General features: G+C 65.0%; 14 protein-coding genes. 2 read left to right on the plus strand and 12 right to left on the minus strand.

Annotation, left to right across the window (positions count from 1 at the left end; genetic code table 11):
- Positions 1-45 precede the first annotated feature (45 nt).
- The 11 genes from E1261_RS00645 to E1261_RS00695 form a co-directional block, all read right to left on the minus strand.
- Positions 46-2097: a hypothetical protein gene (locus E1261_RS00645; protein ID WP_132400010.1), complete on the minus strand. Its 2052-nt coding sequence runs from the start codon at positions 2095-2097 to the stop codon at positions 46-48.
- Between the two features lie 130 nt (positions 2098-2227).
- A complete protein-coding gene (locus E1261_RS00650) occupies positions 2228-3994 on the minus strand; it encodes an AAA family ATPase (RefSeq protein ID WP_132400013.1) in 1767 nt (588 codons plus the stop codon).
- Between the two features lie 117 nt (positions 3995-4111).
- Positions 4112-4693: a hypothetical protein gene (locus E1261_RS00655; RefSeq protein ID WP_132400016.1), complete on the minus strand. Its 582-nt coding sequence runs from the start codon at positions 4691-4693 to the stop codon at positions 4112-4114.
- 181 nt (positions 4694-4874) lie between these two features.
- Positions 4875-7106: a relaxase MobL gene (gene mobL, locus E1261_RS00660; RefSeq protein WP_238175927.1), complete on the minus strand. Its 2232-nt coding sequence runs from the start codon at positions 7104-7106 to the stop codon at positions 4875-4877.
- Positions 7107-7189: 83 nt separating this feature from the next.
- The gene (locus tag E1261_RS00665; protein ID WP_165952290.1) at positions 7190-8248 is read right to left on the minus strand and encodes a hypothetical protein; all 1059 of its coding nucleotides are present in this window, start codon (positions 8246-8248) and stop codon (positions 7190-7192) included.
- A 19-nt stretch (positions 8249-8267) separates the two neighbouring features.
- Positions 8268-8768, minus strand: coding sequence for a hypothetical protein (locus E1261_RS00670; RefSeq protein ID WP_132400025.1), 501 nt, complete (start codon positions 8766-8768; stop codon positions 8268-8270).
- Positions 8769-8869: 101 nt separating this feature from the next.
- Positions 8870-9565 carry a hypothetical protein gene (locus tag E1261_RS00675; RefSeq protein WP_132400028.1) on the minus strand — a complete coding sequence of 232 codons (696 nt, stop codon included), beginning with the start codon at positions 9563-9565 and terminating at the stop codon, positions 8870-8872.
- Positions 9562-10515 carry a hypothetical protein gene (locus tag E1261_RS00680; RefSeq protein WP_132400031.1) on the minus strand — a complete coding sequence of 318 codons (954 nt, stop codon included), beginning with the start codon at positions 10513-10515 and terminating at the stop codon, positions 9562-9564. Before E1261_RS00680 ends, E1261_RS00675 begins: the two co-directional genes overlap by 4 nt.
- A 74-nt stretch (positions 10516-10589) precedes the next feature.
- Positions 10590-12644 (minus strand): phage tail tip lysozyme, encoded by a 2055-nt coding sequence (locus tag E1261_RS00685; RefSeq protein WP_132400034.1) that lies wholly within the window; start codon positions 12642-12644, stop codon positions 10590-10592.
- A gap of 75 nt (positions 12645-12719) precedes the next feature.
- Complete coding sequence (locus E1261_RS00690; protein ID WP_132400037.1) at positions 12720-14033, minus strand: hypothetical protein; 1314 nt, start codon at positions 14031-14033, stop codon at positions 12720-12722.
- Between the two features lie 60 nt (positions 14034-14093).
- Positions 14094-14474, minus strand: a complete 381-nt coding sequence (locus E1261_RS00695) for a hypothetical protein (protein WP_020385318.1) — start codon at positions 14472-14474, stop codon at positions 14094-14096.
- Positions 14475-14913: 439 nt separating this feature from the next.
- Here E1261_RS00695 and E1261_RS00700 point away from each other — a divergent pair, with 439 nt between their 5' ends.
- Positions 14914-15306 carry a helix-turn-helix domain-containing protein gene (locus E1261_RS00700; protein WP_272948536.1) on the plus strand — a complete coding sequence of 131 codons (393 nt, stop codon included), beginning with the start codon at positions 14914-14916 and terminating at the stop codon, positions 15304-15306.
- A 132-nt stretch (positions 15307-15438) separates the two neighbouring features.
- Here the strand turns inward: E1261_RS00700 and E1261_RS00705 are convergent, their stop codons facing one another.
- Positions 15439-15630 (minus strand): helix-turn-helix transcriptional regulator, encoded by a 192-nt coding sequence (locus tag E1261_RS00705; protein WP_165952291.1) that lies wholly within the window; start codon positions 15628-15630, stop codon positions 15439-15441.
- A gap of 100 nt (positions 15631-15730) precedes the next feature.
- Between E1261_RS00705 and E1261_RS00710 the strand changes: the two genes are divergently transcribed.
- Entirely contained in the window at positions 15731-17065 is a 1335-nt protein-coding gene (locus tag E1261_RS00710; protein WP_132400043.1) for a site-specific integrase, read from the plus strand.
- Positions 17066-17073 lie beyond the last annotated feature (8 nt).

The raw sequence follows: 17073 nt of genomic DNA on the forward strand, positions 1-17073 counted from the left end.
CGCCGCTAGCCTCTTTCTGCGATCGGCTGCTGCCCTGCGGTGCGCTCAGATCAGGGTCGCGCCGATGACGAACCCGCCCGCCAGCATGAGTAGTGCGAGCACGGCCGCCATCGCGATCAGTGCTGTGTTGGATCGCGACTGCATCAGGTTCGATCGCTCCAGATCGTTGATGTAGGCCTGGCGGTCTGCCTGCAGCTCATTGACCCGTGCGTCGTAATGCTTGCCGAATGACTCGCTCATGTGGTCCATCTGCAGGAGCAGGTCGCTGACCCGGTTCGTCTGCGACGTCGTCTTCTCGCTCTCCAGGTTGAGGCGGTGCTGCCACTCCTCGTCCCGGGCGCGCAGTTGCTCGATGGTGGAGTGACGCGCGTGCTCGAACTCCTCCTCGGCCCGGCGTAACTGCTCCTCCTGCTCAGCACGCATCCGGGCGATCGCCCCGGCGTGCTCGCGCTCGAGCTCACCGATCCGGTTGACCGTGGCCTGCTCGGTGGCCAGCGCCTGCGCGCGGCTGATGTCGTTCTTGCGGTTCTCGTCGATGACCGACTGGATCTCGTCCGTCAGGCGAACCAGCAGCGCGCGCTCGGCAGCCAGAGCCTCGGCTTGGCGCTCGGCCAGCACTTCGAAGACCCGGGTCATGCCGATCGCCATCTTGCGTTGGGCGTCCTTGCGGCGAAGACCGAGGATCTCCTGGCGGGTGTAGTCGTAGTCGTTTTCGACCTTCGCCTCGATCGCCGTCACGGCATCGAGCTGCTCGCGCCGGATCCGTGGACTGTTCCGCTCTCGGTACTGCGCCTCGGCCTGGGCGGCCGCCTGCTGACCGACCCGGGCGATAGCGGCCTCGAATACCTCGGCGATCTCGGCCTGAGCCTGTCGGCCCTTCTCCTCCCTGGCAGCCAGCGCTTCGCGGTACTCGGCCCGCGCTCCGGCGGTGAGCCCCTGGTAGACGCTTCCCTCGCGGTCGATGGAGACCTCGCGGATCACCTGCTCTGCGTGCAGGCTCATGAGCGTGACGAACTGCGTTTGCAGCGTCGTTTGACCGTCGGCGTGCAACTGCGACAGTTGCGCGTTCGCCTGCCGAACCAGTTGCGCGACCTGATCGCCGAGCCATGAGGTGGCAGCCTGTGGTGCCTCGATCTGAACGGTCAGTGCGCCGACGCCGAACGACGTGGTGAACTCGTCCAGCGTGACCTGCAGGTCAAGGTCCTCGCTGAGGAAACGGCGAGCCAGGCTTCCGCGCACCTGAAGCTGGTTCGCTACCGGCGCGGCCGGCAGCTGTTCTGTGGGCTGATCCAACCCTTCGCCGCCGGACACCGGATTGCCCGGTCCGATGACCCCGTCGGCCAACTCGTCAGGGACACCGTGCTCGTCGAAGGACGGCGAGTCGAGATCCTCGTCGTCGGCGAAGGCGGTCGAGAAGTCCAGATCGTCGTCCGGGTCGGTGCCGAATACCGGTTCCTGGTCGAACAGTGGGTCGCCGTCGTCGAAGGACCTCTCGTTCGGCTCCACCGCGACCTCAGCCAGCTCGGCGTCGGCGGCCGCTTCGGTGAGGCCGGCGTCCATGTTCGCCTCGCCGCTGTGCCGCGCCCACATCTCGGCGCCGATCGCGTCCCTGAGATCGACCCGGCTCTGCGAGACTCCTTGCGCCTGAGCGAAGGTCGCTGGTGCCGCCAGGTCGACCTGGAGGCCCTGGCCGCCGGGCTGGTAGACCACCGCCCAGGTGTAGTCAGCAGTGGTGAGCAGCCCGTATTCGTCCATACGCTCGAGCGTCCCGATCGTCGGAATGATCCCGAAGATCTGCTGGTCGAGCATGTCGCTGGTCGCTAGCGTGCGGATCGAATCGTTCTCGATCAGCTCGATGATGGAGCCCCTGGCCTCGTCACGGCCGTGACGCCTGCTCAGGCCGCCGATGCTTTCTGCGGCAAGCACCAGGACCACCCATGCCGTCCCGCTGGGCAAACCGAAACGCTCGTTGCCGCGGAGCAACTCGACAGCAGCCGGGACGGCGGTCTCCCGGACCACCGACGACAGCAGCTCGTCCGGCTTCTTCTGCCGTTCCTTCCTCCGAACGGCATGCTTGGGTCCTGTCAGGATGCTCACACCAATGGGTCCCTTCGATCTATAGCCCGATTTGCCTCGTCTACCAGGAGGTCGATGCAACACCATCCGAAGATACCATTCAATGATCATTTAATAGATCATCCGGAAAGGATTGTGGATAGTGGAGGGACTACCTCATCGCGGAGACCACGATGTGGCCGTCTGAGATAAGCATCGTTTTGTGATCGCTGGCCAGCTCGCCCTTGACGTCGACGCTGAGCCGGCGCTCGGCGGGGTGCTCGTTGACGAAGCGCGCTACTTCCGTGCTGACCTCGTCGGTGAGCTTCGCGACCGCCGTTCGAGCGCCGCCGGCATCGGAGTCGGAGTCGCCCTTGTCGTCGACCAGATACTGCAGGACTCGCTCGGACATGACGACCTGTGCGTTGTGCTTGACCCGGACCTCCTCAACCAGGTTCCACAGCTTGTTCTTCACGATCTTTCGTTGTGTCTCCAGCGAGAGCGGCTGGAACGGAACGATCGCGTCGATGCGGCCCAGGAGCTCGGGCGGAAAGCGATCGGCGCCAGCGGTGGTCGAGATCGACCGCCGGATCAGCTTGTCGTACTCACTGAGCTTCTTGCCCGAGCCGGTGTCGTCCGGCTCGTACTGCGCGATGGTCGAGAAGATCTCGTTGCCCACGTTCGTGGTGAGCACGATGTAGGTGTTGAGGAACGACACCTCGCGGTTGTTGTCGTCGGACAGCCGGCCGTCGTCGAGTACCTGGAGCAGGACGCGCGTGACCATCGGCGAGGCCTTCTCGATCTCATCGAACAGCAGCACGGCGTGGGACAGGTCCCAGACCCGCTTGGTGAGCTCGGAGCGGAACATCCCGAAAGAGTCGTCCGAGGCGAACTCGGTCATGTCGAACCGGATCAGGTGACGCTGATCGTCGCCGAACAGCAGCCCGGCCAGCTGTTTGGTCAGTTCGGTCTTGCCGACACCGGTGCTCCCGGCAAACAACATGGATGCCATGGGCCGTGATGGATCGTTCAGATCCGCAACGCACAGCTGCAGCCGCCGTGCAACGACCGACGTGGCAAGGTCTTGGCTGTACACCTTCTCGTCGAGTTGCTGCTTGATCATGGTGCCGTCGACCCTGAATGCGACGTTGACGTTCAGCGACTCCATCAGTACGTCCGAGAGCAGGCGCTTGTCGATAGCCCGGTTCGTGTGCCGATGCCAGCCCACCATTGAATCGAGCACCAGGATCGACTTACGCGGCTGCGAACTCGCCGGCATGTATCGCTGCGTGTACTCGTAGATCAGCCGGAAGAGATGGTCGCCGTGGAACTGATCGGCCACTCCGTAGCGCTCGGCCATGCCTTCGAGAATCTTCACCGTTGTCGCCTCGTCCGGTGGAGCGAGATTGATGCGCTGCAGCCGCTCCACGAGGGGCTGGTTCGGCGCAATGTGGCGGTGGAACTCCTCGTACGTCGTGGCAGCGATCACCCGAATTCCTCGGGCCCCCGAAGCGGCGAGCACAGGCTTGATCGCCTCGACCGCCGCATCCGACAACTGCACGATCTGATGGAACTCGTCGATGAACAGGACCAGCTCACGGCTCTCGTCGCGGGCAAAACGTTCGGCCTCGTCGAAGAAGCCCTTGAGCGTCGAGGCCATGCGGTCGGAGTCGCCGGCCTCGGAGATCATTCGCGCCGGGTCGACTTCGAGGTAGAGCCGCTGTGTGTCGATCTGACTGACGCCCTGGACGAGCACGGTCTTTCCGGAGCCAGCAGGAGCCAGCAGCAGAGCGTTGCACAGTTCGGCGCGCCTCATTGCCGCCAGCAACTGTGTCATCTCGTACCCGCGGCCCACGATCTCGCGCTCCGGCGGCTTCATAGGGCTGGACAGGCGGGCAAGCAGTGCGTAGCCCTCGCTCAGCCGGGAACCGTCGAACATGGCCTGCTTCCTCCGCTGCAGTCATGACACGGTCCTCGCACCACCTTGGTCGAGGCGCTGCGAGGACCGTATGAACCCACCCCGGCTACCGGGGCCTGATGGTTGATCTGATCCCGATCAGCCCACCGCGAGCTCCTCGCCTCTCGCCGGCGTCGCGGCGTCCTCGAACAGCGGCACGTCACCGTGCTCCGCAGCGGCCTGCGCCTCGGCGACCGGCGTCCCAGCCTCCTGCTCAGCCGAGGTGCCTGCGGCCTTCCTGGCCGCCTTCATGGATGCGAACTGGCCGTCCATCGTCTTGTCGTCGATCTTGAAGTCCGACCGGGTGAGCGACTTCGAGTTGAGAACGAGCCCGCCGCCCTTGGTCGACGGCATCACGTTCGCCTTGACCGCGTAGACGCGGCCGATCTCCTGGCCGTCCTTGTTCATGATCGGCTCCGAGTTGGGGCCAGCCGCGTCGACGATCTCGACGAACTGCCCCTTCGAATACGGCGCGCCGTTGTTGAACCGGCTCTTGCCGTCCTCGTCCTTCACTGGCGCGGAGACCAGGTGCAGGTTCGTCTGCTCCGGTCCGCGCGGGTCGCGGTGATCCACCATGACGTCGATGAAACGCGTCTTCCCGTCCTTCGTCGCGCTGTTGTTGTACGTCTTGGCCAGCAGGTTGACGCCGGTCATCGCGCCCTTGCCCTTGAGCAGTGCCATGATCTCTTCTCCCTGTTTCTGCCCGGCTCGACCACGAGTCGGTCTGGATCGGCAACATCCGCTGCGGGTACGAGACCCTGCCCGCGAATCGTCCACAGATTACTATCTAGATAGTCATTAATGCAAGCATGGAAGAGTATCTAATGATCATCTAATAGGTGATGTCGCTGGCCCGACCTGCCTAGGTGTCGCGGTTCGCCTCGGATTCGTGGGGATCTGGGGAGTCGGGACCTGAACGGCCGGCCTCGAGGACGACCCGATCGATCTGGTGTTGGAGACGAATGACGAGGGCGGCGTCGAGTGCCGAGGTCGTCCGGCGGTGGGTGAGGTCCTGCTGGGTGCGCAGCTGCGCGAACCGGCTCGGGAGGATGCTCTGGCCGGCAGAGTCCATAGACCGTGCCAGTTGTGCGGCGAGCTCGGTCATGGCCGCGACGTCGTCGACCGGGAGGTCCCTGATCGCCGGTGCCTGCCCAGAGTCGTCCAGGTAGGCCATCGCCGCGATCAGGAGCCGCCGCCGCTGTGCGGCCGTGGTGGTGAATCCTGTCCGGGCCTGGGCGCCGATCGTGACGTCGGAGAAGAAGTCGTAGCCGAGGTGGTGCAGGTCGAGCGACCTGACTTCGTCGAAGTCGTAGTCCGCGCCTCGGGTGATCTCTACCCCGGTGGGCCCGTCGGCGGCGTTCAGGGTGACCAAGACCAGCCCTGATCCGTACAGCGAGGCCCGCAGCCCGTCCAGACGCTCGTCGTACGACCGCTGCATCGTCAAGATCCGGTGGTCGAGGACGGTGCGGCCCGCGGTGCCCTCGGTGAGCAGACGCCCTCCGGGCTGTCCGTAGATTTCGCGGCCCAGTCGCTCTGCTTCTTGAGCGTCCCTCATCCGCTGTAGCGAGGCATCTCTGCGCAGGCTCATCAGTGACAGGAGCCGTTGACCGTAGTCCGAGACTTGCCTGTGCTGCTCGTACCACGCGCTGGTGTCGCCGACGAACGGCAGGAAGTGCCGATACTTGGCGGTGAGCTTGCGGTGATATTCCTGCTCGAAGCGGTAGAAGTCGTACAGCGGGCGCGATTCCTCGGCCGCGACGCCGGCCGCCTGGGCCTTCTCCCATTGCCGGGCCAGATCCCGATAGGCCAAGACGCGCTCTCGGTGGTGTTCAAGCCGGGAGTTGTAGCTGCGCAGCCGGAAGGCGAACGAGACGAGGTCGGTCTCCTCGGGACCGCTGTCAGGGGTGCGGTCGTGAGCCAGTGCGGTCAGCTGCTCGTAGTCCAGGCCCATGATGTCGAGCATGGGCGTGCGGATGCGCAGCTGATCGGCAGGAAGCGAGCGCACCAGTTGGTAGACGCCGTTGACCGCCTGCTCGAGGATCTGCGCGCGTCCGCGGCTCACCAGTTGTTGCCACTCACGTGTTGTGAGCGATTCGCTCGCGCGGCGCTGGTTGGCGTAGTCGACGGTCCTTTCCATGGCTTGCGGCAGTGGGGAGCCGGGGCGCTCGAGCTGCTCGGTGACGAGCTCGGTGGCCAACTGGTTCGCCTTACGCATGCGGCGGTCGTTGCTGCCGGCACGCCAGAGCCGGTGGTCTTCTGGGAGGCACGCGATGAGGAACTGGGGGAGTGCGTCGTCGCGCATGCGTTCGTGTGCCCAGCGCTTGATGAAGGTAGTGACGTTGCGCCGCTCGTAGCCAACGGCGCTGGACAGGTGCGCCATCGTCTGTTTCTCGTCGAGCCAGGCGTCAACGCCGCGGCGGAGCCTGGATTTGTGCCGGTCCAGAAGCTTGCCCCGCTGAGTTCCGGACGGTGTGACCGTGCCGGTCCCGGCGTCGACCATGGCCAGATGGCAGTGCACGTGCTCGGTGTCGACCTGGATGACCCCGACGTAGCGCAGATCGTCGAAGCCGCTGTTGCCTGAGCTCATCCGTTCCAGCCCGTGCATGATCGCCAGACGCAGCTTCATCTGGTCGATGTGACCGCGGTAGTCCCCTCGTGCCTGGCAGTGGAAGTCCTGATCGACGATGCCGTGCTTTTTCAGGTAGGCCTCATCGAACGACAGGACCGTCTTGAGTACCGTGCGGCCGGCCTCGAAGTGGTGCTGGATGTCTCTACTGGCCGCGCGTAACTGTTCGTCGGACAAGGACACCGAGCTGTAGCCGAAGGCGACGCCGCCGGCGCCCTGCGCCTGGCGCATGTCGTTCTTGGCCGCTTCGCGCGATATGGCGTGGTCGACGGCTGATGCCCGGGCCATGTAGCGGACGATGAAGTCGTCGGTGCGCAGCCGCTGTACCGGTGCCAGCGACTCGGTCGCCTGCTCCCGCGCCATGTAGCGCTCGACGTAGCTGCCCGGCGTCGCACCCCGTGACCCCGAGCCGTCCGGATTCTTGATCGAGAACTCGTTGACGATCACTACGTCCTGCTTCAGGCCCATGCCCGTCCCCCTGGTGATCTTGGCGGCCGCCATCGCGGCGACAAGGTCCTCGCCATCCGCCGCGCCGTCGTACCGGCCCGATGTCAGACCTGGTGGTCCGGGACCGACCCTGCTTCGCCGGCATCAAGGTCAGCAGCACGCAGCCTCACTTGGCGCCTCAGTTCGTCGAGACGAGTCATGTCGGCGGGCGGCTCGGTGTGGAAGGGCTCGACAGGCAGTTCCTCGGCTGTCTCGCCGTCCAGGTCGACAGATGCAACCGGCTCCGGTCCCTCGTCGATGGCGGCCTCGGCGCTGGTCTCCTCGAGAGAGCCGGCGACCCTGGAGCGGTAGACGTTCTCGGGGGTGCCTGCTTCTTCCTCGCGCTCCAGGCGAAGCTGCGCCTGCTCGGCGTCCAGGGAGGCAGCGACCGCCTGCATCCGCGTCGCGAGTGGGCTCTCGGCGTCGTTTTCTGCTCCGGGTCGCGCCAGGGTCGTGCGGGTGTGTGCTTGCCCGAAGTCGGCGTCGTCGAACAGCGGCGTGAATGCGTCGGAGCGAGCGCTCACGCCAGTCTGGTTGACCACGTGCTGGTCGTGGCGCGGGCCGGCCGTCGTGCTGTGATCGGCGATGTACTCCGTGATGTCGTAGCCGGAGGACTCCAGATCGACGTCGAGGCTGCCGAGGCCGTGGACGCGGACGAAGACCACGGGCACGTCCGGGGCGCTCTCGGGCGTTGTGACGAGCGTTGTGTCTCCGGCCGGAGCGAGCACGAGGGCATCGACGGTGGCGGGCAGCTCCCAGTCGATCCCGGTGACTTGCTCGGGGAGGGTGAATGCCGGGGAGAAGTAGCCCTTGAGGGCCAGTTGTACGAGTTGCTGGTCGTCGAACTCGTAGAACACGTCGACCGGCTCGCTGCCGCCGATCGGGAACGTCACCTCGTCGACGCCGTACGGCAACTGCTGATGAGGACGCACCGAGCGCAGTTCGCCGTGCAGGTGGAGGTATGGCCGGTAGTTTCTGTCCGGGCCGTGGTGCTTCAGCTCCATGGATTCGACGAACACGGAAACCTCCGCGTCGATCTTCTCCGTCCGTGTGGTCTCGACGCCGCGCTCGCGCAGTACGCGGTGCGCCCACACGTCGTTCATGGCAAGTCCTGCGATCCTCATATCAGAAGCTCCTGTCGGCTCATCTCCGGTTCCTGGCCGGCTTCTTGCGGGTGGCCCGTCCGTCGCGGTGAGCGGTCTCGGTGCCGGCGACCTTCTCGGGTCCGCTGCGCCGGGCGTGCTTGAGGCTGGCGATCCGGCCGCTTCCGGCCCGCCACAGCCAGCGCATGAAAGCGATCTCTGCGACCGCGAGCGCGACGACGACGAACAGGAACGGCACGAGCCAGACTGCGATCGTCGCGCTGGCAGTAGGACTGCCGAGCGACGTGCCGGACCGTTGATGCAGGTACGCCCCGATCAACGGAATGACACTCACAGCCGTGACCATGACGAGCATGTAGTCGGCCAGGGCGGTGGCGAGCCGGATCACAGCCGTCCACACCAGTAACGGTGTGCCCGCCTTGACCCGGACAGTCACCGCGGCGAATGCCGCTCTCGTTGGGCTCTCCGGGCGTTCGGTCTTGCCCTCTTCTCGCTGCTCCGGCTGGGCAACCGCCTGCGCGGGCCTGGAGATCGTCGTCATCTGTCTGATGTCCTTCGTCTGAGGTGGTGGTTGCCGGCTCGAGAGCCAACGGCGGCCGGCGCCAAGGGCCGCGAATTTGTCTGCGGTCAAGCTGAATAGGGTCATCGCGAGAAGCGGGTCGAGCCCCATGGAGCAATCCCGACCAGGTTCGAGACCGTCCCATCGGCGCTGACGGTGGCGTAGAGAAGGACCCGCCGAAGAGCGGTCGACTGCCGCGTCGCCCGCCCCTCTCCGTTCTGCGCCGCGCTGCTGACACCGACCTCGATGTCTGCGATGACCGCGTAGCGGTACCGGGTGGCTGCCACTTCGACCACGTCGACGTCGAGGTTGCGGCTGACCGCTGAGGTCATGGCGATCGCGTCGATGTAGTAGCGCCGCTTCCGGCCGGCGTCCTCGTTGAATCTGGACGGCGGCAGGAAGGTCTGCAGGAAGGCGTCCTTCTCGGACAGACCGAAGCGGTCCTTCAGCGATTCCCGGGCGAGCTCGTAGGTCTCGCCGGAATCCCAGGTGAAGGCCATGGACAGCAGCTGGGCGAGGGTCGCGGTGTCTTTCCCGACCCGGGCCGCGCTGATGCCGATCCCTGCCAAGACGGTCTTCTCCGAGACCTCGGCTTCCTGCCGGGCCTCTTGTGAACTCGACGCCTCCAGCGACCTGACCTGCGACTCCTGAGCAGCGAGATGCCGCGACTGGTCCACCGCCTCGGCAGTAGCCAGGACGATCCCGGTGGCCACTACGGTCGCGAACGCCAGGATCCAACGGTTCCTCGCCCAGAACCCACTCTTGTCCGGCACCGTCATGGCTTCCGCACCGGCCCTTCTCCCAGCTCCGGCGCTCTGCCGGCCTTTGCGGCGTCCGTCTCGGGCTGGTGCTGCCGGCCCGCGGCCGTGACGACCAGCCCGAGTCCGCTGAACGTCCGCCTCGAGCCGTCGTAGGTAGCGCTGGCCCAGGCGAGCACCGTGGTCTTGCTGTCCCTGCACACCCAGACCACCCGCGCCCTGGTCGGCGCGTCGAGCGTCGGCATCACTGACTCCACCCTCCAGCCGTACGACTTCGGATCCGCCGCCTTCAGCCCGTCGTAGCGGACATACCAGGCAAAGCGCGGGTCCATCTCGTCCCTGCCGAAGTAGGGCGTCGTCGTAAAGGCGTAGGCCAGCCGTTCGTCGGCGACGAAGGACTTCGGATCCCAGAACGGGGCCAGGACCCGGCGATGCTCGACGGTCTTCAGGACGGCTTCGTTCGGTGCACCGTTGCCGGCACCGGGAGCGTTGTTCACCGCATGGAAGAGCCCGGTGTACTCCTGCTGCTTGTCCGCCACTGCTTTTGCAGCCGCCGCGGCCCGTGCGTTGAGCACCGCGAGCGCCTTGCTGTCGACCTGTGCCGCCGTCGGGGTGGGGGCGCCGTCCGGAGTCACCGCGGAGGAAGTTTGAAGCGCGCTGATCCGGAGTGTGTTTGCCGCGCTCTGCTGGTCGTAGATGCGGTTTCCGACCGCGCTGAGGACGGCAGTAGCGGCCAGTGCGAGCCCCAGCACGATCGCGAGGCGTTGTCTCGGGCTGTGCCTGGGGCTGCTGGGCGAGTGGGCTCCGGAAAGTCTGCCCGGGTGAGTGCGCCGTGCGGCCGCCCAGTTGTTGAAGCGGACCTCGAGATCGGGCCCCGTGACGTTGCTGCGCTCGCGGCGTCGCCGTTCGGTCAGGTTCTTCTCGTCAGCATCCGTTGCCTCCGGAACTGGGCCGGTCGTCTGGTCGGTCATCTGTTCGTCTTCCGGGTCGTTCGAGGGGTCGCTGAGTGGGCTTGTCCTCGGAGCAGAGAGCGGGTCGCTGGCGGTCATGACTTTTTGACCTGATCGGCAGGAAGCATTAGGTCCGAGACGTCAACGAACATCCAGCCCTCGGCTGCCATTGCCGCGGCGCTGTCGACGCGCACCCTTCCCATGTAGGCGCAGTAGCCCGCCTCGCCGAGGATGACCTTGTCGCCGTCGACACCAAGCACCACGAGCGTGTGCCCCCATCCCGTGGAGCTCGGGCCGGATCCGACCGAGTACGGGACGGGGCTCGCCTGCATCTTCTTGCCAGTCTGTTCCGCGATCGAGTAGGCCGTCCGGATACCGTCGCCCGGGGGATAGGCCTGGAACGATGTGTACTTGTTCACGAAGTAGGTGCTGAAGCTCGTGCAGTTCATCGCGTGGTTGCTGCCGCACGATCCGGGTCCGCCCTGGTCGCCGTAGCGGCTGTCGAGGAACTTGTCGCCTTCCTGATTGAACAGGCTGATGAGCGCCTGTGCTTCCTCGTTGGTCATGCCGCCGCTCTTCGGTGAGACGGCGCCGTCGTTGCCTGGGGCGTTGCAGTGCCCGCCTTCGAGGAGGAGGTTGACGATGGTGCCGCCCTCGTTGAGGAAGTCGCCCACCGTCGTGCGGACCAGTCCTTTGTCGACCGTCCAGCCGCTCATCTTGGCGAACCACATCTCGGCCTTCTGGCCGCGGGCCGCGATCCCGGCGGGTCCGTCGGCCGATCGTTCCCAGTTCTCGTGGAAGTACGTTGCGGCCTGAGCTGGAGTGCCCTGTGGGGTTGTGAGCATGCCCTTGAAGACCCGGACGTCGCTGGGGTTGTCCCCGCCGTTCAGATCGGCCATGAATCGCAGTTGCAGTCCGAGGTTCCACCAGTCCGAACCCTTCGCGCCGGCGTAGTTGCGCAGCAGGGTGTTCCGGCCGAAGGTCCACTGGCCAAGGCCGATGCCGTTGTCGGTGTTCAGTGCAGCGGTCTTCTTCTGGTCGGTCATGGCGTAGGTCCCGGTGGGGAAGTTCTGCACACTCGTCGGGTCGATCCCGGACTCCTGGGTCCAGTTGCCGAGGATGCCGGCGATATTGACCTCAGGCATGCCCCAGGTTTTCAGGACCGAGTACACGGCTTGGGCGTTCTTGTCGGCGTTCGTATCAACCGGGTCGTTACTCCCGACCGGGACCACGCTGTCGCCGCGGGCGCTGCAGTCCGTGGCGATCGGATCGTCGTGCACGGTGAAGGTTGTGCTGACGACGCTGAGAAGGCCGCCAATGAGCGCGAGCACGCCGAGGCCGGACACCGCTGCAAGTCCTGCCGCAGCGACGGTTGTCGAGATCACCGCACTGCCGCCGGAGATCGCGGCGACGACCTTTGCCACCGCGGCCCCGGCCGCCATGAACGGCTTCGTGGCAGCATTCCACATCGCGCTGCCTGCACCGACGATCCACTGCAGCATCATCTGCAGGAACGACAACGCCTGCGCGAGCATCGCGAAGAAGAACGACTTCAGCCAGTTCAGGAAGAGGATGAGTAGCGCGAGCAAACCAGCCGGCGGCGTAGCGGACGCCGCGGTGGCCAAGGCCACCTTCTTGTTCCGGCCACCGCTGTTTGGATGTCCCGGTCCGTTTCCGGCAGTGGTCTCGGGTTCGTCGCCTGAGGCTTGGTCGCGCCGATAGCTCGTGCCGCCCGTGCCGAGTTTCGGGTGAAGATCTTGGTTGTCGGGATCGACAGTGGGGCCTGCGTGGTTACGGTCGTCCGGCTCCGGGGTGGGAGCGTGCTTGTTCCCCTCCGAGGTCTGCCGCAGGGCGGCAAGCCCGGTCTCCTTCGCGGCGCCGACGCCTGCGCCTGCTGCGCCGCCCTGCATCGCGCCTTCGGCTGCACCGCGGGCTCCGGCGGTCAACAGCCGTTTCTTGCCGTCGGACAGCCGGTCTCCGACGGCCTGGTCGACCGCGGCATCGGCTGCGGCTCCGGCCATGGCGCCCTTGAAGTCCCCGCGGGCCGGAGTTTTCCCGCCCTTCGGGCCACCGGTGGCCCCTGCCGTCGGCTGCTCACTCGTGCCCGCGTTCGTGGTCGCGTCGTGGGTCTGTGAGGTGTCGTCCTCCATGTTTTCCTCTTTCTTGTGGCGGCAGGGAGCCCTGTCGGCCGCGCGAGCTTCTTGCCCCAGACCTGCCGAGGTGGCTTAGCTGTAGGTCACGAGGAAGTCCTCGTCTGCGTTGGTCGTGTTGTTGGTGCGCACGTCGCGAAGGTCGACGTCGAGCTTGAGCAGGCCGAGCAGGAGGTCCGATTGGTACTTGGACTTGCTGGCGTAGTAGTCCTGGTATGCCTGGGACAGGTTGTTCATGACCGTGGTCAAGGGGCGCATGGTGACGTCGGACGTCCGGTAGTCGGTGGTCAGGCTCTTCCCGTTCGACAACGTCCACGCGATGTCGCTGATCTCGCTCGACGTACCGGTGGTGCTCGCCGTCTCCGCTGCCTTGGTCTGGAGGTAGTCGACGTAGCTTTGGCCTTTCGGCACGAGCTGATCGAGGTAGCCGGCTTCGACGTTGCTCGAGCGCCAGTCGAACTTGAACCCGCCAGGCACGACCTTCGTGGTGTGCAGCGCGAGCGTCGACTCGCCGGCCTTGGATTCAGCCTTGGTTTCGCCGGTGACCTGGTCGCCGGCGATGCTCGCCGGGACGGCCGGTGGGCGCAGGAACAGGCCGTCGACCTTTGTCGTGGCAAGGTCTTTGCTGTAGGAGCTGATCTGCGTGAGGCTCGTGCGCATCTCGCCGAGCTTTTCGTCGAGAGCGTCGCGAGCCTTGGTCTCCTCCTGTTCGAGGACGACCTCGTAATAGGCGCGCGCGGCATCGAACTTCGCCGCGTCCAGCGAGTCAATCGTCGTGCTTCCCGAGGCCCCGGGATTGAGAAAGATCCGCCACTGGTCGTACTTCGCGAACGACCTGTCGCCGATCAATTCGTCGGCGTTCGCCCCGTCGGCTCGCTGCTTGCTGAAGGAGAGCTCTGCGTTGGCCCGGATGGTGAGGTTGAGCACCTGCGGCTCGAACGCCCGCTGCGACTCGAGAACCACGCCGACGTAGCCAGTTGCCCCGAAGACGTGGAACGACCCGGTAACGCCGGGGGTCTTCAGCTTCTCGGTCTTGAGTTTGTCGTCCGATCCGAGCAGGAACGCTTTGTAGTCGGACGCGTCGTAGGAGATCTTGGCCCGATCGTCGAAGTGCATCATGATCAGAGCCTTGTTCTTGCGCTTATTGGTGTAGACGCCGTCGACATCGCCACTGAGCTGTGTCTTCGAGGTCGTGAACTTTGGGGTCCACAGAGCCCTTTCGGCGAGAGTGTCGCGCCCGGCCGTGATCGCCGACACACCCGATGCCGCGAGCAGGAGCACGCCTGCGAGGGTGAGCACGCCGAAGAAGAGCCCGAAGCGCTCAATCGCGTGGTGCGAGTCGAGCCGGAAGACCTTGCCGAATGCGGTGAGCCTGTCGTTGATGCTCATGTACGTCCCTGCGGTTGTCGGCCGTCGAGTGCCGATGGAGCCGGCGTGCGGCTGGTCTGGCTATCGGCCTTCGATCGGACCCGGTGCGACGACGATCGTTCCGCCGCCGAGCTCCTCGATCGTGGTCTGGCCACCGGAGCCCACCGCGTTGACGAGCGTCCAGCCGCCGGTGCCGACTGCTCCGCCGATCAGAATGAGCATGACGATCTCGCCCCAACCGTGGCCCTTACCGTTCTGCTGCCCGCCGATGAGCTTCTTGATGAGCTGCACGACTCCCCAGATCAAGCCGGCCGTGCCGAGCGCCATGAGCAAGAGGCCGCCGGTCGTCTGGAGGTAGGTCTTGGCATTCTCCAGGAAGGACTTGACGTCCCAGGCCGCGTCAGGCAGCGGCACCTGCGCCTGGATGAGCGCCGAGGCGACTGACTCGCTGATCCGATTCATCGATCGTTCCCTTCGCGTTTCGATCCGTTGCCCGAAGAGGCCCGGGCAACCTGGGTGATCATCATTGAATGAGCTTATCGAATAATCATCTAAATAACCATTAAATGATAAGCGGATGCTCGGGAAGCGGGTCGGGTCGGGTCGCGATGCGAACGGACCGGGTCGAGCCATGGGGGTGCCTGCCTGATCCCGACCCGCTAGGGGCGCCTCCACCGGAGTGCTCTGTTCGAGCGTCAGTTCGTAAAGATTTCGGCAGATCGGCAGCGGCTATCGGCAGTCCCGACTGGCGCTAGATCGCAGGTTTCGATACAGATACGAGCCGAAACCGAATCAGAGACCGATGGGTTGCCGCTGTAGCTACAACGGTTTGGGTTCGGTAGCCTCCTGGTGCACATCACGCGTGCCCCCGATCGAAGCCGGAAGCCCTCCTATGCCCCCCATGCCTGCTCTGCCCTCCGACACCTTCGCCCGCCGTCTCCGAATGGAGCGCGAGAGGCAGGGGCTGAGCCAGGCGGAGCTTGCGCGGAGGGTGACCGAAGTCCTGGGGGTCAATGTTGACAAGTCAGCAGTAGCGCGCATCGAACAACAGACCCGAGCGATTCGCCTCGACGAAGCGGCCGCCATGGCCGAGGTCCTCGGCCTCCCGATCGCGGCACTCCTCTCCGATCGCAGTGCAGGAGAGAATGAGGCGCTGAAGCAGCAGTACCTAGCGGACCGCGTTGCTGCGCAGCGCCAGTGGGAGCAGATTCGTCAGGAGATCGATCGGCTCACGGGTCTCATTCAGAGCCTCAGTGGGACGAATGAGTTCGACCGTGACTCCGGCCGCGGGTAGCTCTCGGATGTAAGAGCTCTGACGGAGCCGGCGCCAGTGCCCGCATCCCGGGCCAGCTGTTCTGCGGCTGTCGTCAAAGGGGTGTGCGTTCGAAGTTAGGGATCATGGCTGCAAGCCCTGCTGTCTCTGGGTCTAGCTGACGAGCTGCCCCTTCACATACTCGTCAAGGTCCGCCTCGCGGTAGCGCACGGCCTTGCCTACCTTCGCGTAGCGGGGACCCTCGCCTCTGAGTCGCCAGCGCTTCATCGTCGAGCATCCGACCTTGAGGTAGTCCGCGGCCTCCTGTGGCGTCAGGACCGAAGGGGTGGCACGTGTCTCGGGCACGGATGACTCCTCGTGATTGCGTATGGGGATCAGATTGGATCTAATAAGCTATCAGATGATCATTCAGATAGCATTCAATCTCTTTGTGTAGGGGTGGGACATGGCGCAGAAGGCAACAGGACGGCCCCGGCCAACAACGTCTCGGCTCGAGATCGGGGAGCACAGCATCGATCGAGTCGAGCCGAAAGAGCACGATGACGGCACATGGTGGCTCACCTGGACGATCCGGCTGACGGATGGACGCACCCGGAGGCCGCGAACGAAGGGTCGTACGAAGACCGAGGCGAGACGTCGCGCCAAGGACAAGGCAAAGGAACTTCTGGCGGCGTCTAGAAGCGATATCTGGAAGGTAGCCGACGACCTCGTCTCGTACATGGAGAAGGTGAGCAAGCCGGCAATCGAGACAGCGAAGCTCGCAACCAACTCACGCGACAGGTATCTGTTGGTCTACAAGCTGATTGTCGGCGGCTGCCTACGTGAGGACCACAAGCACAGTCGTAGCCTCAAAGGCCACACAATCGGCACCGGGACACGCTTTCGCGCCCTCGAGAGGTGCCTCGTGGAGATCGCCGAGCTTCATGGTTCGGAGACCGCCCACCAGGCTCGCAGTGTGCTGGGCAAGTATGTGCTCGACCAGCTCATCCGCGACGAACTGATCGACGCCTCGCCCATCGCAGGCAAGCGCCTCGATCTCGCAGGGAGCAAGGGTGACACCCCAACTCGTGGGGGTGTGGCGCTGTCTGCCGACGAGTGGAACGCCGTAATTGACTACCTGCTCGCGCTCGACCCTGCCGAGGGGATCGAGCCTCCTAAGCGTGGGATGTATACGCTTGAAGACCGTATCGCGGTAGCGGCCAACGCGATCGATCTGACGTTGCTACAGACTATGACTGGCCTGCGGATCGGCGAAGCAACGAATGTCGATCCCTCCATGGTCACGTTCGACGGCGACGAGATGATCTTCGATTTGCCGCCGGAGATCACGAAAACGAAGAAGGGGCGCTTCGTTCACGTGACCGATCCGGCAATCGTGGCGCGGTTCAAACCGCGATGGGAGATCGCTCGCGCCAAGGGTGGTCCCCTGATTCCGAGTCCTGCCAAGCCTGGCGTTGTCTGGGACCAAAGGCAGCGCAACGAGGCGGTGAAGACGCTCTACCTGAAGATGGCCGAGGAGTTGGATATTCCAGCTCTCGAGACCGAACGTTCGCACGTCTGGCGTGCAACCTTGAACACATTGACGCTCGGGGCTGGCGTGCCGGAGGCGATCCGGACAGCGCATCTCGGGCACACCGCGCAGGTCAACCGCCGCAGCTACACCGACACCCGAGACGGCGCGGTGCTGGCCCGCAAATTGTCGGGACTGCGGACCTCGAAAAGTACACCCAAAAGTACACAAAGCGAGAGCTCCCCAGTGAGCCCTGATGAACCAAGCTGAGCTCCAAG

It is taken from the genome of Kribbella albertanoniae (genome assembly GCF_004348455.1).
In the GTDB taxonomy this organism is placed as follows: domain Bacteria; phylum Actinomycetota; class Actinomycetes; order Propionibacteriales; family Kribbellaceae; genus Kribbella; species Kribbella albertanoniae.

What these genes read in the sequence shown, in the direction of transcription:
- E1261_RS00650 (WP_132400013.1), bottom strand. Translation starts at nt 3,994, where the DNA reads ATGTTCGACGGTTCCCGGCTGAGCGAGGGCTACGCACTGCTTGCCCGC.
- E1261_RS00655 (WP_132400016.1), bottom strand. Translation starts at nt 4,693, where the DNA reads ATGGCACTGCTCAAGGGCAAGGGCGCGATGACCGGCGTCAACCTGCTG.
- mobL (WP_238175927.1), bottom strand. Translation starts at nt 7,106, where the DNA reads ATGGGCCTGAAGCAGGACGTAGTGATCGTCAACGAGTTCTCGATCAAG.
- E1261_RS00665 (WP_165952290.1), bottom strand. Translation starts at nt 8,248, where the DNA reads ATGAGGATCGCAGGACTTGCCATGAACGACGTGTGGGCGCACCGCGTA.
- E1261_RS00670 (WP_132400025.1), bottom strand. Translation starts at nt 8,768, where the DNA reads ATGACGACGATCTCCAGGCCCGCGCAGGCGGTTGCCCAGCCGGAGCAG.
- E1261_RS00675 (WP_132400028.1), bottom strand. Translation starts at nt 9,565, where the DNA reads ATGACGGTGCCGGACAAGAGTGGGTTCTGGGCGAGGAACCGTTGGATC.
- E1261_RS00680 (WP_132400031.1), bottom strand. Translation starts at nt 10,515, where the DNA reads ATGACCGACCAGACGACCGGCCCAGTTCCGGAGGCAACGGATGCTGAC.
- E1261_RS00685 (WP_132400034.1), bottom strand. Translation starts at nt 12,644, where the DNA reads ATGGAGGACGACACCTCACAGACCCACGACGCGACCACGAACGCGGGC.
- E1261_RS00690 (WP_132400037.1), bottom strand. Translation starts at nt 14,033, where the DNA reads ATGAGCATCAACGACAGGCTCACCGCATTCGGCAAGGTCTTCCGGCTC.
- E1261_RS00695 (WP_020385318.1), bottom strand. Translation starts at nt 14,474, where the DNA reads ATGAATCGGATCAGCGAGTCAGTCGCCTCGGCGCTCATCCAGGCGCAG.
- E1261_RS00700 (WP_272948536.1), top strand. Translation starts at nt 14,914, where the DNA reads ATGCCTGCTCTGCCCTCCGACACCTTCGCCCGCCGTCTCCGAATGGAG.
- E1261_RS00710 (WP_132400043.1), top strand. Translation starts at nt 15,731, where the DNA reads ATGGCGCAGAAGGCAACAGGACGGCCCCGGCCAACAACGTCTCGGCTC.